Consider the following 15,434-nt stretch of genomic DNA (forward strand, 5'->3'; position numbering starts at 1 on the left):
AATCGAATGAAAAGTATTTTAGTATTAGTGGCGGTAATGTCGCTGAGTTTTAATTGCGATAAACGCAAAGCAGGAGGAGGTACGCCCAATACTGCCGGTGCAGAAGTAAACTGGTGGCTTACAACAGGTAATCAAACTTCGTTATTGCAAAAGCAGCCTGTATTTACATTTAATAATGGCGGTACCGCTGTATTAACCATTGATGTAGACAGTACGCAAACCTATCAAACTATTGATGGTTTTGGTTACACGTTTACCGAAGGCAGTGCTTACCTCATCAATAAATATGGTGCTGCAGCAAAAAATAATTTACTGCAGGAGTTGTTTGGTACAGCAGATAATGCAATTGGCGTAAATTATTTACGCATTGGTATGGGCGCAACCGATCTAAGTACAAAAGTGTACAGCTACAACGATTTGCCCAATGGAGAAACCGATATTGCACTCAGTAAGTTTTCGCTGGCGCAGGATACCGTGGATGTGATTCCGTTGCTGCAACAGGTGCTTGCCATTAATCCGAATATAAAAATTATGGCTACGCCCTGGAGTGCACCAACATGGATGAAGGATAACAACAATACTGTTGGCGGAAGATTGAAGACGCAGTATTACAGTGTATATGCACAATACTTTGTAAAGTATATCCAGGCAATGAAAGCAAAGGGTATTACCATTGATGCCGTTACTATTCAAAACGAACCATTGCACGGCGGCAACAATCCCAGTATGTTGATGAATGCTGCAGAACAAGCTGATTTTATCAAGAATCATTTAGGTCCCGCTTTCAGAGAATCGAACATCACAACAAAGATTGTGTTGTACGATCATAATTGCGATCGTCCGGATTATCCGATTGCAGTATTGAATGATGCAGCTGCAAAACCATTTGTTGATGGCTCTGCATTTCATTTGTATGCAGGTGATGTGGCAGCAATGTCTACCGTACACGATGCACACCCCGACAAGAATTTATATTTCACCGAACAATGGACAGGTGCAAGCGGCAGTTTTGATGGTGATTTGAAATGGCATGTCCGTAATGTCATCATTGGTACTATGCGCAACTGGAGTAAAGTGGCGCTCAACTGGAATCTGGCGAATGATGGTAGTTATAATCCGCATACGCCTGGTGGTTGCGATCAATGTAAAGGAGCGTTGACATTGGATGGCGGTGTTATCCGTAACGTATCTTATTATATCATCGGTCATGCTTCTAAGTTTGTGCCTGCTGGTTCAAAGCGTATTGCCAGTACACAAACTGGTAATCTTTATACCGTAGCTTTTTTACGTCCTGACGGAAAGAAAGTATTGATTGCACTCAACGACGGAACAACGACTCTACGCTTTAATATTAAATACAAAGGAAGTAACGCAAATACAAGTTTGCCTGCAGGAGCAGTGGCAACTTATGTTTGGTAATAATAAAACAACGATTATGAACAGATTATTCTTTGTTGCAGCAACCTGTTTGTTTGCAGCATGTACTACAACAGAAAAGGACAAATCTTCAACTGCAGCAACAGCTGCGTTTTCAACGGACGGTAAGAAGGTGTTGGTGTATTCTACGGCCGACAGTACCGATCTGCGTTTGTCGCTCAACGATACATTAACGTTTGCCGACAAAGGGCAGCCTTTCGAAAACGAGATCATGGTTTTTGTTGATCCCGGTAAAACCTTTCAGTCGTACATGGGTGTTGGCGCTGCTTTAACCGATGCATCAGCCGAAGTGTTTGCAAAGCTTTCGAAAGAAAAGCAGCAGGAATTTTTAACGGCTCATTTCGATAAAGAAAAAGGAATCGGTTATACAATAGTACGTACCAATATTAACAGCTGCGATTTCAGCAGCGATATGTACACCTATGTGCAGGATGGCGATAAAGAACTAAAATCGTTCAACATTGAACATGATCAGAAATTTAAAATTCCGTTGATTAAAGCCGCTATGCAGGCAGCAGGCGGAAGTTTGAATTTATTTGCAAGCCCGTGGAGTCCGCCAGCCTGGATGAAAGACAATAACGATATGCTGCACGGTGGTAAACTGAAAGAAGAGTTTGCAGGCAGCTGGGCCTTGTACTATACAAAATTCATCAAGGCATATGAAGCTGCCGGTATTCCGGTGTGGGGCATCAGCATCCAGAACGAACCAATGGCCAAACAGATTTGGGAGAGTTGTATTTACACAGCGGAAGAAGAAAAGAATTTCCTGGTGAAACATCTTGGCCCTACAATGGAGAAAGAAGGATTGAATGATAAGAAGATCATCATGTGGGATCATAACAGGGATTTGATTTATCAACGTGCAACTACTTATTTCAACGATCCGGAAGTAAAGAAATATGCATGGGGTATTGGCTTGCATTGGTACGAAGACTGGAGCGGTGGTGATCAGATGTTTGATAATGTACGTCGTGTACACGAATCATTTCCTGATATGCCGATCCTGTTTACTGAAGGTTGTAATGGTCCCTTCAAAATGGAAAACGTTTACCAATGGAAATTGGGCGAGCGTTATGGCCGCAGCATGATCAACGATTTTAATAATGGAATGACGGGCTTCACCGACTGGAATATTCTGCTCGATGAAACAGGTGGTCCCAATCATGTAAAGAATTTCTGTTTTGCACCCGTACATGCCGATACACGTACCGGCGAACTGATTTATACCAATGCGTATTACTATATCGGACATTTTTCAAAATTCATACAGCCAGGTGCCAAACGCATCAGTGCAGCGCCGAGCAGAAGTCAGCTTTTGTCAACTGCGTTTCAAAATCCCGATGGAAGTATTGCAGTCGTCGTAATGAATCAAAGTGATAAACCAACTGATTTTATGTTGTGGATTAATGGTAAAGCTGCTACAACAAAAGCGCTGGCACATTCCATCAACACCTATCTCATTCAATAAAGAACGGTTTTTGCTGTAAAAACAATATGAAGATCCTCGTACGATATTGCTTGTGTTTTTTACTGTTGACGATTGCATCCTGTAAAAAGAAAGCAGCACCGCCTGTTCCGGAGCCACCGAAGCAGGTGACGTTAAAATCCATTCAGTTAAACGGTGTTGATTTCAGCAGCCTGCGGTATGGCGTTAATCTGCAGCCGACCATTCGGTTACAGTTTACGCAACCGTTAAAGCCTTCCACTATTGCAACTGCAATTAAGTTGTACAATGCATCGGGTACTGAAACCGGTATTACAACCAGTTTGCAAAACAACGATTCGGTTTTACTTGTACAACCATCTGCAGCGCTTGCAAGTGTAGCCCGTTACCAGTTTAAAATTGAAAACGGCTTGCAATCGGCAAGTGGTGGTCTCTTCATTGGTACGGTAGATAATACCTTTATTACACAAATCGATTCTTCAAGAAAGTTCCCTGCTATCAGCGATGATGAGTTATTGACCAAAGTACAGCAGCAAACCTTTAAGTACTTTTGGGATTTTGCACACCCAACAAGTGGTCTTGCAAGAGAACGTAATACAAGCGGCGATCTCGTTACATCCGGAGGCTCAGGATTCGGCGTGATGGCAATTGTAACGGGGATCAACCGTAATTTCATTACAAGAGCACAAGGCTTGCAACGTATGCAAACCATTGTTGATTTTCTGAAAACAAAAGCGCAAAAATTTCATGGTGCATTTTCGCATTGGTTAAATGGTAATACCGGAAACGTGATTGCGTTTAGTGCAAAAGATGATGGGGCTGATTTAGTGGAAACATCGTTGCTGATGATGGGTCTGTTAACTGCACGGCAATACTTTAATGGCGGTGATGTTGCAGAAACAAATCTTCGCAACGACATTACGGCTTTGTACAATGCGGTAGAGTGGAGTTGGTTCAGGAAGAGTAATGAACAACAGTTGTATTGGCACTGGAGTCCGAATTATGCATGGGATATGAACTTGCCCATCCGTGGCTGGAACGAATGTTTAATTACATATGTGCTTGCTGCTTCTTCTGCAACTTATGGTATTCCAAAAACAGTATATGATAATGGCTGGGCCAGAAACGGTGCTGCAGGTTTTGTAAATGGTGCGCAATACTTCAATATTACATTGCCGTTGGGCAGCGCTTATGGCGGACCGTTATTTCTTTCGCATTATTCATTCATGGGTATCAACCCGAATGGCTTAAGTGATGCGTATGCCAACTACGAAACGCAAACAAGAAATCATTCACGCATCAATTACCAGTTTTGTGTAACAAATCCCAACGGTAATTATGGTTACAGCGATTCCATCTGGGGATTAACGGCCAGCGATATTCCCAACGGTTATACAGCCAGTTCTCCTTCGAACGATGTGAGCGTAATTGCCCCAACAGCAGCTATTTCATCGTTACCCTACACGCCAACAGAAAGTATGAAGGCGCTGAAGTTTTTTTACTATGTGTTGGGCGATAAATTATTTAAAGAGTATGGATTTATTGATGCGTTCTCGTTGAAACAAACCTGGTTTGCATCTTCTTTTCTGGCCATTGACCAGGGACCTATTATTGTCATGATCGAAAACCACCGCAGCGGTTTGTTGTGGAATTTATTCACCAGCTGTCCCGAAGTAAAAAGCGGTATGCGCTTACTTGGCTTCAGCGCACCTTACCTGTAGTGTATGAAACGATTGCCATTATTTATTCTTTGTTTGTGTATTTGTTTTGCTGCATCAGCACAGTCGTCTTTGCGATCACTTACGAAAGGAAAGTATGCCGATGGCCCCGACAGTATTACACCTGTTGGTATCATCAAAGGATTAAGTGATGAACAGTTGCTGGAAACAGTACAGAAACAAACCTTTCGTTTCTTTTGGCATGGTGCACATCCGTACAGCGGATTGGCCTTGGAAAGAAGCAACAGTGTGAAAGCCGAGCATTACTGGGATTACATCAACGAAGCATGGGATGAACCCAATTTCAGTAAAACTGAATTTGGAAAAGATGCAGGTGCAATCGGTGGTACGGGCTTTGGTATTATGAGTACCATTGTTGCAGTGGAGCGTGGATGGATCGGCAGAGATACAGCTGTGCGACGTTTGATACAGATTGCGGATTTTCTGATTAATGCCGATTGTTATCATGGTATCTATCCGCATTTCATGAATGGCCGCACAGGCAAAACAATCAAGTTCGATCGACTGGATGATGGTGCCGATATTGTGGAAACATCTTATTTGCTGATGGGCTTTCTCTGCGCAAGAGAATATTTTACCAAGGACACACCAAGAGAAATTTATTTGCGGAAACGCATTAACCAGATGTGGGGTGCTGCCAACTGGAACTGGCATACCAACGGCGAAAATAAATTGTACTGGCACTGGAGCCCGAACAATGGCTTTGATATGAACTTCCCGGTGTGGGGTTATAATGAATGTCTGATCACCTACATCATGGCAGCATCATCACCTTATAAAGGCATTAAGAAATCGGTGTACGATGGGACATGGGCGGGCAGCACAGGATTTAAAAACGGCAAAGAATATTACGGCTACATTTTGCCGTTAGGTAATTATGATAAAGACAAAGGTGGTCCGTTGTTCTTTGAACAATATACCTTCCAGGGAATTGATCCGAATGGATTAAAAGATTCGTTGGGCAACGATTATTTTCTGCAGGGCAAACATCACACACTTATTAATCGTGCATACTGTATTGAGAATCCCAAACAATTTAAAGGCTATTCTGATAAATGCTGGGGCTTAACAGCGGGCGACAGTTACAAAGGTTATGTAGCACACAGTCCGGAAAATGACCGTGGTGTTATACAGCCGACAGCTGCCATTTCATCAATGCCTTATACACCCAAAGAAAGTATGGAAGCCTTGCGGTATTTCTATTATGAACTGGGTAATAAGATCTGGAGTAACTATGGTTTTGTGGATGGCTTCAGTATTCATCACAACTGGTATGCAAAAAGTCACCTGGCAATTGATCAGGGACCAATTGTAGTGATGCTCGAAAATTACCGCACAGGTTTGTTGTGGAAATTATTTATGAAGATACCGGATGTACAGAACGGATTGAAGAAGCTGGGATTTGCATCGCCGTATATCAAAGGAAATAATTAGAAACGATGCCGGTGAGCCACCCTTGAAGAAAGCGAGTGACTCGCCGCAGCATATTTATTAAAGTGTTTGCCATGAACGATCAATTATCACGTGAACAGTTTTTAAAAACCACTGCAATGGCTGCAGCCGCATTGCTGGTTTCTTCGTTAGAAGGTTGGGCGGCTGCATTACCCGAAAAGAAATTACGTGTAGCAGTTATTGGTTGCGGCAGCGTAAGCAATCGATACATTCCTCAACTCTTATCATCAAAATTAATTGAAGTAGTAAGTCTCTGCGATATAAAGTACGAACGTGCAGTGGCGCAGAATAAGGAATACAAAGTAAATGCAGCAACCTATCGTAGCATCGATGAACAGCTGAAAGGTGTTCCGTTTGATATGCTGGTTACACTCACCGATATGCAGGTACATGGTGAACTGAATAAGAAAGCTTTGCTCGCCGGTAAGCATGTGTGGAGTGAAAAACCAATGGCGAATACATACGCCGAAGGGAAAGCATTGCTCGATTTAGCGAAAAGTAAAAAGTTGCGCATCTGGGGAGCGCCTGCTGTCGTTAACAGTCCGCAGTTTGCATTTATGAGTAAAACAATTCAGGAAGGGAAACTGGGGCGTATTGCCAGTGCGCATGGGCAGTACGGACATACAGGCCCAACCTGGAGTGCGTTCTTTTATGAAAAAGGTGGTGGCAGCATGCCCGATCTGGGTGTGTACAATATGGCAACGCTCACCGGTTTGTTAGGGCCTGCAAAAAGTGTAATGGCGATGACGAGCATTGTAAAACCGGAACGTACGGTTGATGATAAAGGAACAATTAAAGTAGAAGCAGAAGATAATGCGCATGTATTGCTGGAACATGATAAAGGAGTAATCAGTCATGTGATGTGCGGGTTTAATTATTTCGATCCACATGGACATGAAGCCGGTAATCAAACCTTACATTCGATACAGATCTATGGCGATTACGGTAATATGCGTTTGATTGGTTACGATTGGGAAACCAATGGTGTGATGCTCGATACATCGTGGGATAAACCTGCTGTGTTGATGAGTACCGATAAAGGTGGTTACGAATGGCAGGAAGGTGCAAGAGTAACCGGCGAAAGTATTGTAAACGGAACAGAGCCGTTGATTAATGTGGAGCATGCATTGCATGTGTTGGAGATTATTGAGGCGGCACGCAAATCATCTGCAAGCGGAATGAAGGTGAAGTTGAAAAGTTCATTCCCCTGGCCAATTATAAAATAAATGCCATGAAGAAATTCTTTTCAGCAGAACCCTTTGCACCAAACGTTGGTTTAACGTTGGTACGCATGATTGTTGGCTTGTTTCTCATCTATCACGGTTGGGAAGTATTTGATGCAGCGAAGATGAATGAATATCTTACCTGGGATAGTTTTAAACAAGCTGCTAATGGAAAGATGTTGGTGTATGCAGGTAAGTCTGCCGAGTTAATAGCCGGTGTATTGTTTGTGTTGGGTTTGTTTACACGTGTTGCTGCAGTACTTACAATCGGCACTCTTGGTTACATTGCATTCGGATTAGGCAACGGTGTTGTTTGGTATAACGATCAGCATCCGTTTATGTTTGTACTCATTGCATTCCTGTTTTTGTTTACTGGACCGGGAACATTCAGTCTAGATGCAAAATTGTTTAAAGAAAAACGAAGATATTAATTCATTCATCTCCCGATAGCTATCGGGACATTACTCATCACTCATCATTCTCAATGCCCGATACTTCGCAATTACATATCAACATAAACGGTAAAGAGGCAAACAGCTATGATGCTATTGTAATTGGCAGCGGCATCAGTGGCGGCTGGGCAGCAAAAGAGTTGTGCGAAAAAGGATTGAAAACATTGGTGCTCGAAAGAGGAAGAGATGTGCAGCACATCAAAGATTATCCCACTGCAACGCTTTCACGTTGGGAGTTGCCGCATCGTGGACAAATCACACAACAAACCAAAACAAATAATCCGCTTATTACAAAAGCAGCCGGCTACGATGAAAGCACGCAACATTTTTTTGTGCAGGATAAAGATCATCCTTACATACAGGAAAAACCATTCGACTGGATCCGTGGTTACCAGGTTGGTGGTAAATCATTAACATGGGGCAGGGCCTGTGCACGCTGGAGTGAGTATGATTTTACTGCGCCTGAACGCTATGGTTACGGTGAACGTTTCCCCATCGGTTACAACGACATCAAAGACTGGTACAGCCATGTTGAAAAATTTATGGGTGTATGTGGCAACAGAGACGGAATACCTTCTATGCCCGATGGAGAATTTTTAACGGCGTATGAGTTGAATGTGGTAGAGAAGCATTTGCAGAAAGTGATCAAGGAAAAATTCAATCGTCATTATGTGAGCGGACGTTGGGCGCATATCAGCGATCCGCAGCCCATTCATCTGCAGCAAGGCCGTGGACAATGCATGAACCGCAATTTGTGTATGCGTGGTTGTCCGTTGGGAGGTTACTTCAGCTCTAATTCATCTACATTGCCATGGGCAGCAAAGACGGGCAACTTAACCATCCGTCCACATTCAGTTGTGCATTCCATTATTTACGATGAGCAAAAGCAAAAAGCAATTGGTGTACGTGTAATTGATGCACAAACAAAAGAAGCAAAAGAATATTTTGCCAAGATCATTTTTGTAAATGCCTCTGCACTCAATACCAATCTTATTTTATTGAACTCAACATCGCAACGTTTTCCAAATGGTTTAGGAAACGATAGCGGATTGCTGGGTAAATACATTTGCTTCCACAATTACCGTGGAAGTATGAATGGTGAGGTGGAGGGATTTGAAGAATATTATTACAAAGTATCGAAGCCGGTGGAATGTATTGTGGCCAACTTTCGGAATGTGGAAAAACAGGAAACAGACTTTAAAGGCGGGTATGTTATTTACTCCGGTGCGTACAGAGAAAAACTCAATGATGAAAATATAAAACCATTGATCGGTGCTGAATACAAAGAAGCCATCAGCGAACCCGGCAAGTGGGGCGTGTACATGTATATGCAGGGCGAAACGATTGCAAAAGAAAGGAATCATGTGCGTTTGAGTAACGAGGAAAAAGATCAGTGGGGAATACCTTTGCTTATTACATCGGTTGATTATGATGAGAACGATGATAAGATGGTGAATGATTTTTTACAACAGGGCAAAGCAATGCTGGAAGCTGCCGGTGTAAAAAATATTGAAATGAGAGACAGTATGCAGGCGCCCGGTTTGGATATACATGAAATGGGAGGTGTGCGCATGGGTGCCGATCCGAAAACATCGTTGCTGAACGAATGGAATCAACTGCATCATTGTAAAAATGTATTTGTAACCGATGGCGCCTGTATGACGAGTACGGGCAGTCAGAGTCCATCTATTTTATACATGGCGTTTACTGCACGTGCAGTCAACCATGCTGTGGAAGAATTAAAAAAAGGAAATCTTTAGTATGAAGAAACTTGTGATGATAGCTGCAATAATAATTTCTGTGTTGCATACACATGCACAACAGAAAACCTATTGCAATCCGATTAATATCGATTATGGTTACACGCCTATTCCCAACTTCAGCGAGTGGGGCAGGCACCGTGCAACGGCCGATCCGGTGATTGTTACGTACAAGGGCGATTACTATCTCTTTAGTACCAATCAATGGGGCTATTGGTACAGCAGCGATATGTTGAACTGGAAATTTGTTTCACGGAAATTTTTACGTCCGTGGAATAAAGCATACGATGAATTGTGTGCACCTGCAGTTGGCATCATCGGCGATACCATGATTGTCTTCGGTTCAACCTATACCCGCAACTTCAGCATCTGGATGAGTACGAATCCGAAAGAAAATGAATGGAAGCCGTTGGTTGATTCGTTTGATATTGGCGGATGGGATCCTTCTTTCTTCACCGATGATGAAGGTCGCCTGTACATGTACAACGGCAGCAGTAATAAATTCCCCATGTATGGTATTGAACTCAACAGAAAAACATTGCAGCCAATTGGTACAAGAAAAGAAATGTATTTGTTGGAGCCCTGGCGTTTTGGCTGGCAGCGTTTTGGAGAACACATGGATAACACGTTTCTCGATCCGTTTATTGAAGGCAGTCACATGACCAAACACAACGGTAAATATTATTTGCAGTATGGTGCACCGGGCACTGAGTTCAGTGGATATGCGGATGGTTTGTTAGTAGGGAATGGACCATTGGATTATTTCGAAGCACAAAGTGATCCGTTAAGCATAAAGCTTGGAGGATTTGTACGTGGTGCAGGACATGGCGCAACTTTTCAGGATAAGTTTAAGCAGTACTGGCATGTATCAACAACTGTGGTGTCGGTAAAGAATACATTTGAACGGAGGCTCGGTATCTGGCCAACAGGATTTGATAAAGACGGCAACATGTTTTGCAACACAACCTTCGGCGATTATCCGCATTATATTCCTTCTGATAAAATAGATGGATCGGTTTATGGTAAAGATGGTAAGTCGCCTTATTTCACCGGCTGGATGTTGTTGAACTATAACAAACCTGTACAGGTTTCATCTACGCTTGGTAATTATGTTGCTAATCATGCTGTCGATGAATTGATCAAAACATATTGGAGTGCAGCAACAGGCAATAAAGGCGAATGGATACAAACCGATTTGGGAACTGTATCAACTGTTCATGCAGTGCAGATCAATTATGCTGACCAGGATGTGGAGCAGAACCGTTTGGGAAAATGGAACGATCAGTATCATCAATACAAAATGTATTACTCGGTTGATGGAAAGAAATGGACTGTGCTGGTTGATAAGAGTACAAACAAAACAGATATTCCGCACGAATATGTAGAACTGGAAAAGCCGGTGCAGGCACGTTATATAAAAGTGGAGAATATCCATATGCCCACCGGTAAATTTGCAGTCAGCGGTTTACGTGTATTTGGTAATGGAAATGGCGCAAAGCCGGAAGCCGTGAAAGGATTTATTGTATTGCGTACGGAAAAAGATAAACGTAGTGCGTTCATCAAGTGGAAGCCGGTTGACAATGCTTTTGCCTATAATATTTATTATGGCACCCATCCGGATAAATTGTACACCAGTATTATGGTGCATGCCAACAATGAATACTGGATGAAGGCAATGGATGCATTAAAGACCTATTATTACAGCATTGAAGCCGTTAATGAAAATGGTGTAAGCGAACGTTCACCCGTAATGAAAGTAGAATAATGATGAAGAAAGTTTTCGTTAGTATGTTGTTTCTCTTTGTTGTGCTTGTTACCAATGCACAAAGCAAAGAGCCGTTTCCATTCTGGAACGAAGTGCAAAAGTTTAAAGCAGCTGATAGTGCAGCTTTTCCTGCAGCAAACCAGGTATTATTCATCGGCAGCTCATCGTTTACGATGTGGAAAGATGTGCAGACTTATTTTCCCAATCGTAAAATACTCAATCGTGCATTTGGAGGAAGTACATTAGCTGATGTGATCCGTTACCGGTATGATGTAATCTTTCCTTATCAACCCAAACAGATTGTGATCTATTGCGGCGAAAATGATTTTGCATCGAGCGATACCGTAACAGTTGAGCTGGTGATGCAACGTTTTACTACCTTGTTCAATTACATCCGTGCAAAATATAAAAACGTACCTGTTGCTTATGTGTCGATGAAACCAAGCCCGAGTCGTGTTCACTTGCTTGATAAGTATAAAGAAGCAAACCAAAAGATTAAATCGTTTCTGGCAACAAAACCCAACACAAATTTTGTTGATGTGTACAGTGCCATGTTGAACGAAAAAGGCGAACCGATGCCGGATATTTTTTTGAAAGACAATTTGCACATGAATGCAAAAGGGTATGCCATCTGGAAAACAAAACTGGAAAAAGTATTGCTTAAATAACGAAACATGCGTTTAATCACTTGCATCATCTTAACTGCGTTGGCAATGACAGGTTGTAAAGAACAACCGCAAGTAACAAAAATTGCGTTTGGCTCTTGTGGTCATCAAGACGATCCGCAGCCGGTGCTTGCTATTGCTGCAGAACAAAAGCCCGACGCTTTTATTTTTCTCGGCGACAATATTTATGGCGATACAGATAATATGGATACGCTTCGTGCAAAGTACAATCGGTTAGGTGCAAAGCCGGAGTATCAGCAGCTGGCAGCTGCAACGAATATTTTTGCTACCTGGGACGATCATGATTTCGGCAGGAATGATGCAGGCAAACATTATCCATTTAAAAAGGAATCAAAAGAAATCTTTCTTTCCTTCTTCAAAGAACCTGCTGAAAGTGCACGCAGGAAACACGAAGGAATTTATCATGCCGAATATATTCAGCAAGGCGGTAAAACGGTACAATTGATTTTACTCGATGTGCGTACGTTCCGGAATAATCTCCTGTTGTACGACAGCAGCGTTCAACTTCCGAGAGAACATTATTTCTACAAACCCGACTATCAGCCACACATCAGCAGAGATAGTGTCTTACTTGGTGAAGAACAATGGAAGTGGCTGGAAGCCGAATTGAAAAAACCGGCCGATCTGCGTTTGATCTGCAGCGGTTCACAGTTCAGTATTGAATACAATGGTTATGAAGCATGGGTTAATTTTCCGCACGAGCAGCAACGCATGCTCGATCTCATCAAATCAACTAAAGCAAATGCGGTGATGTTCTTAACAGGTGATGTGCATTATGCAGAAATATCAAAACTGCAAACGCCGGGTTTGTATCCCATCTACGATGTAACATCGAGTGGTATTACCTCTACTTGGGATTTTGCTACACTCAATAAAAACAGGATCGAAGGTCCGGTAATGGATAATCACTTCGGGTTGCTTACAATCGAATGGGCGAGTGATCCTGTAATTAAAATGGAAATAATCGATAAACATAAAAATGGTCGTATTGAGTATACGATCAAACGAAGTGAAATCTGTTTTTAACTGCAATTAAAACGACACGAACATGAAACAATTATTGACAACGTTTGCTTTGCTGTTGGTACTATCGCATCAACAGTTGGCAGCGCAGCAGACAAATGAACAAAAGATGAAAGTCTTCATCGATGCATTGATGAAGAAGATGACCTTGGATGAAAAGATCGGGCAATTGAATTTGCCGGGCTCCGGTGATATTGTTACGGGCCAGGCAAGTAATTCTGATATTGGTAAAAAAATCAAAGAAGGAAAAGTAGGCGGATTGTTCAACATCAAATCCGTTGCAAAAATCAAAGCGGTACAAAAAGTAGCAGTGGAAGAGTCACGCTTAAAAATACCGATGCTGTTTGGTATGGATGTAATTCATGGTTATCAAACCGTGTTTCCCATTCCGCTTGGTTTAAGTGCCAGCTGGGATATGCAGTTGATTGAACAGAGTGCACGCATTGCTGCAATTGAAGCGAGTGCCGATGGTATTAACTGGACGTTTTCGCCCATGGTGGATCTTACACGTGATCCACGTTGGGGTCGTGTATCGGAAGGCAATGGAGAAGATCCTTACCTCGGCGGACAAATTGCCAAAGCAATGGTGCGTGGTTACCAGGGAAAAGATTTGTCGCTCAATAATACGATCATGAGTTGTGTAAAACACTTTGCATTGTACGGTGCTGCAGAAGCCGGTCGTGATTACAATACAACCGATATGAGCCGCTACCGCATGTTCAATGAATACCTGTATCCTTACCAGGCAGCAGTTGATGCAGGTGTAGGAAGCGTGATGGCTTCTTTTAATGAAATTGATGGTGTGCCTGCAACTGCTAACAGATGGTTACTGGATAATGTATTGCGCAAGCAATGGGGCTTTAAAGGGTTTTTGGTGACAGACTATACAGGGATCAATGAAATGGTGGATCATGGTATTGGTGATTTGAAAACTGTTTCTGCAAGAGCATTGGGTGCAGGTATTGATATGGATATGGTGGGCGAAGGGTTTTTAACCACACTCAAACAATCGTTGAAAGAAGGAAAGGTGACCATGCAGATGATTGATGCAGCCTGCAGAAGAATACTCGAAGCAAAATATAAACTGGGGTTGTTTGAAGATCCTTATCGTTACTGCAACGAAGAGCGTGCAAAAACAGAAATCTTTACTACGGCTCATCGCAAGATTGCAAGAGAAACCGCAGCACAAAGTTTTGTGTTGTTAAAAAATCAAAACAACATCTTGCCGTTGAAGAAAAGTGGCACCGTTGCGGTGATTGGTCCGTTGGCAAATGATAAACGCAATATGCCAGGCACCTGGAGTGTAGCTGCTGAGTTTGATAAAGCAACAGCTGTATTAACCGGTTTAAATGAAGTAGTGGGTAACAAAGTAAAGTTCCTGTATGCAAAAGGAAGTAATCTCGATTACGATGAAGCATTTGAAGATCGTGCAACGATGTTCGGTAAAGGAATTGGTCGTGATAAACGTTCGCCTGAAGAAATGATCAACGAAGCCGTTGCCATCGCTAATCAGAGTGATGTAGTGTTGGCAGTGCTCGGCGAAAGTGCAGAGATGAGCGGCGAATCTTCGAGCAGAAGTAATATTGAAATTCCACAGTCACAAAAAGATTTGTTGAAAGCATTATTAAAAACAGGCAAACCTGTGGTGTTGGTATTGTTCACCGGTCGTCCGTTGGCATTAACATGGGAGCATCAGAATGTACCAGCTATTTTAAATGTTTGGTTTGGCGGCAGTGAAGCTGGTTATGCTGTAGCTGATGTGTTGTTTGGCGATGTAAATCCTTCCGGTAAATTAACCATGACCTTTCCGCAAAACGTGGGTCAGGTGCCTTTGTTCTATAATCACAAGAACACCGGTCGCCCATTGCCTGATGGACAGTGGTTTCAGAAATTCCGCAGTAACTATTTAGATGTAAGCAATGATCCGTTGTATCCGTTCGGTTATGGATTGAGCTACACAACTTTTTCGTACAGCGATGTAAAGATCAGTAATGCCTCACCCAAAGGGAATCAAAACATCACTGCCAGTGTAACGCTTACCAACACCGGTGCAGTTACAGGAAAGGAAGTGGTGCAATTATACATTCGTGATGTGGTGGGTTCGGTTACACGTCCGGTAAAAGAGTTGAAAGGTTTTCAGAAAGTGGAGTTGAAAGCAGGTGAAAGCAAAACAGTTACATTCAATATTTCTCCCAACGAGCTTAAGTTTTATAACTACGAGCTGAAGCATGATTGGGAAGCGGGTGAGTTCCAGATTATGATTGGCGGTAACTCACGTGATGTGAAAATGGCCAAGGTGAACTGGAGTAAATAACGAACACCGCTAGAATCAAAAACGGGACAGCAACAGCTGCCCCGTTTTTGTTACAGCTTATACAGCTATGAACGTTCGTAAACGGTAAGGTTACTTTATTTACAGCATCATAACTTTACTATTACTTATTTTTGAAGCA

General features: G+C 42.5%; 11 protein-coding genes. All 11 read left to right on the forward strand.

Annotation, left to right across the window (positions count from 1 at the left end; genetic code table 11):
• Nucleotides 1-6 precede the first annotated feature (6 nt).
• The 11 genes from IQ13_RS14700 to bglX all read left to right on the forward strand — a co-directional run bounded on the left by IQ13_RS14700 (nucleotide 7) and on the right by bglX (nucleotide 15,295).
• Nucleotides 7-1,419 carry a glycoside hydrolase family 30 protein gene (locus IQ13_RS14700; RefSeq protein ID WP_199758278.1) on the forward strand — a complete coding sequence of 471 codons (1,413 nt, stop codon included), beginning with the start codon at nucleotides 7-9 and terminating at the stop codon, nucleotides 1,417-1,419.
• Nucleotides 1,420-1,435: 16 nt separating this feature from the next.
• Nucleotides 1,436-2,905, forward strand: coding sequence for a glycoside hydrolase family 30 protein (locus IQ13_RS14705; protein ID WP_144887150.1), 1,470 nt, complete (start codon nucleotides 1,436-1,438; stop codon nucleotides 2,903-2,905).
• A gap of 26 nt (nucleotides 2,906-2,931) precedes the next feature.
• Entirely contained in the window at nucleotides 2,932-4,602 is a 1,671-nt protein-coding gene (locus IQ13_RS14710) for a glucoamylase family protein (protein WP_144887151.1), read from the forward strand.
• Nucleotides 4,603-4,605: 3 nt separating this feature from the next.
• Nucleotides 4,606-6,054: a glucoamylase family protein gene (locus tag IQ13_RS14715; protein WP_144887152.1), complete on the forward strand. Its 1,449-nt coding sequence runs from the start codon at nucleotides 4,606-4,608 to the stop codon at nucleotides 6,052-6,054.
• A 71-nt stretch (nucleotides 6,055-6,125) separates the two neighbouring features.
• A complete protein-coding gene (locus IQ13_RS14720) occupies nucleotides 6,126-7,298 on the forward strand; it encodes a Gfo/Idh/MocA family protein (RefSeq protein ID WP_144887153.1) in 1,173 nt (390 codons plus the stop codon).
• Nucleotides 7,299-7,303: 5 nt separating this feature from the next.
• Nucleotides 7,304-7,726: a DoxX family protein gene (locus tag IQ13_RS14725; RefSeq protein WP_144887154.1), complete on the forward strand. Its 423-nt coding sequence runs from the start codon at nucleotides 7,304-7,306 to the stop codon at nucleotides 7,724-7,726.
• A 53-nt stretch (nucleotides 7,727-7,779) separates the two neighbouring features.
• Complete coding sequence (locus IQ13_RS14730) at nucleotides 7,780-9,507, forward strand: GMC oxidoreductase (protein WP_144887155.1); 1,728 nt, start codon at nucleotides 7,780-7,782, stop codon at nucleotides 9,505-9,507.
• 1 nt (nucleotide 9,508) lies between these two features.
• Nucleotides 9,509-11,272: a family 43 glycosylhydrolase gene (locus tag IQ13_RS14735; RefSeq protein WP_144887156.1), complete on the forward strand. Its 1,764-nt coding sequence runs from the start codon at nucleotides 9,509-9,511 to the stop codon at nucleotides 11,270-11,272.
• Nucleotides 11,272-11,940: a GDSL-type esterase/lipase family protein gene (locus IQ13_RS14740; protein ID WP_242009563.1), complete on the forward strand. Its 669-nt coding sequence runs from the start codon at nucleotides 11,272-11,274 to the stop codon at nucleotides 11,938-11,940. The genes IQ13_RS14735 and IQ13_RS14740 overlap by 1 nt, the downstream gene beginning before the upstream one ends.
• A gap of 6 nt (nucleotides 11,941-11,946) precedes the next feature.
• A complete protein-coding gene (locus IQ13_RS14745; RefSeq protein WP_144887157.1) occupies nucleotides 11,947-12,984 on the forward strand; it encodes an alkaline phosphatase D family protein in 1,038 nt (345 codons plus the stop codon).
• 22 nt (nucleotides 12,985-13,006) lie between these two features.
• Entirely contained in the window at nucleotides 13,007-15,295 is a 2,289-nt protein-coding gene (gene bglX, locus IQ13_RS14750) for a beta-glucosidase BglX (RefSeq protein ID WP_144887158.1), read from the forward strand.
• Nucleotides 15,296-15,434: the final 139 nt, after the last annotated feature.

This window comes from Lacibacter cauensis (assembly GCF_007830055.1).
GTDB lineage: Bacteria > Bacteroidota > Bacteroidia > Chitinophagales > Chitinophagaceae > Lacibacter > Lacibacter cauensis.

What these genes read in the sequence shown, in the direction of transcription:
- IQ13_RS14700 (WP_199758278.1), top strand. Translation starts at nt 7, where the DNA reads ATGAAAAGTATTTTAGTATTAGTGGCGGTAATGTCGCTGAGTTTTAAT.
- IQ13_RS14705 (WP_144887150.1), top strand. Translation starts at nt 1,436, where the DNA reads ATGAACAGATTATTCTTTGTTGCAGCAACCTGTTTGTTTGCAGCATGT.
- IQ13_RS14710 (WP_144887151.1), top strand. Translation starts at nt 2,932, where the DNA reads ATGAAGATCCTCGTACGATATTGCTTGTGTTTTTTACTGTTGACGATT.
- IQ13_RS14715 (WP_144887152.1), top strand. Translation starts at nt 4,606, where the DNA reads ATGAAACGATTGCCATTATTTATTCTTTGTTTGTGTATTTGTTTTGCT.
- IQ13_RS14720 (WP_144887153.1), top strand. Translation starts at nt 6,126, where the DNA reads ATGAACGATCAATTATCACGTGAACAGTTTTTAAAAACCACTGCAATG.
- IQ13_RS14725 (WP_144887154.1), top strand. Translation starts at nt 7,304, where the DNA reads ATGAAGAAATTCTTTTCAGCAGAACCCTTTGCACCAAACGTTGGTTTA.
- IQ13_RS14730 (WP_144887155.1), top strand. Translation starts at nt 7,780, where the DNA reads ATGCCCGATACTTCGCAATTACATATCAACATAAACGGTAAAGAGGCA.
- IQ13_RS14735 (WP_144887156.1), top strand. Translation starts at nt 9,509, where the DNA reads ATGAAGAAACTTGTGATGATAGCTGCAATAATAATTTCTGTGTTGCAT.
- IQ13_RS14740 (WP_242009563.1), top strand. Translation starts at nt 11,272, where the DNA reads ATGATGAAGAAAGTTTTCGTTAGTATGTTGTTTCTCTTTGTTGTGCTT.
- IQ13_RS14745 (WP_144887157.1), top strand. Translation starts at nt 11,947, where the DNA reads ATGCGTTTAATCACTTGCATCATCTTAACTGCGTTGGCAATGACAGGT.
- bglX (WP_144887158.1), top strand. Translation starts at nt 13,007, where the DNA reads ATGAAACAATTATTGACAACGTTTGCTTTGCTGTTGGTACTATCGCAT.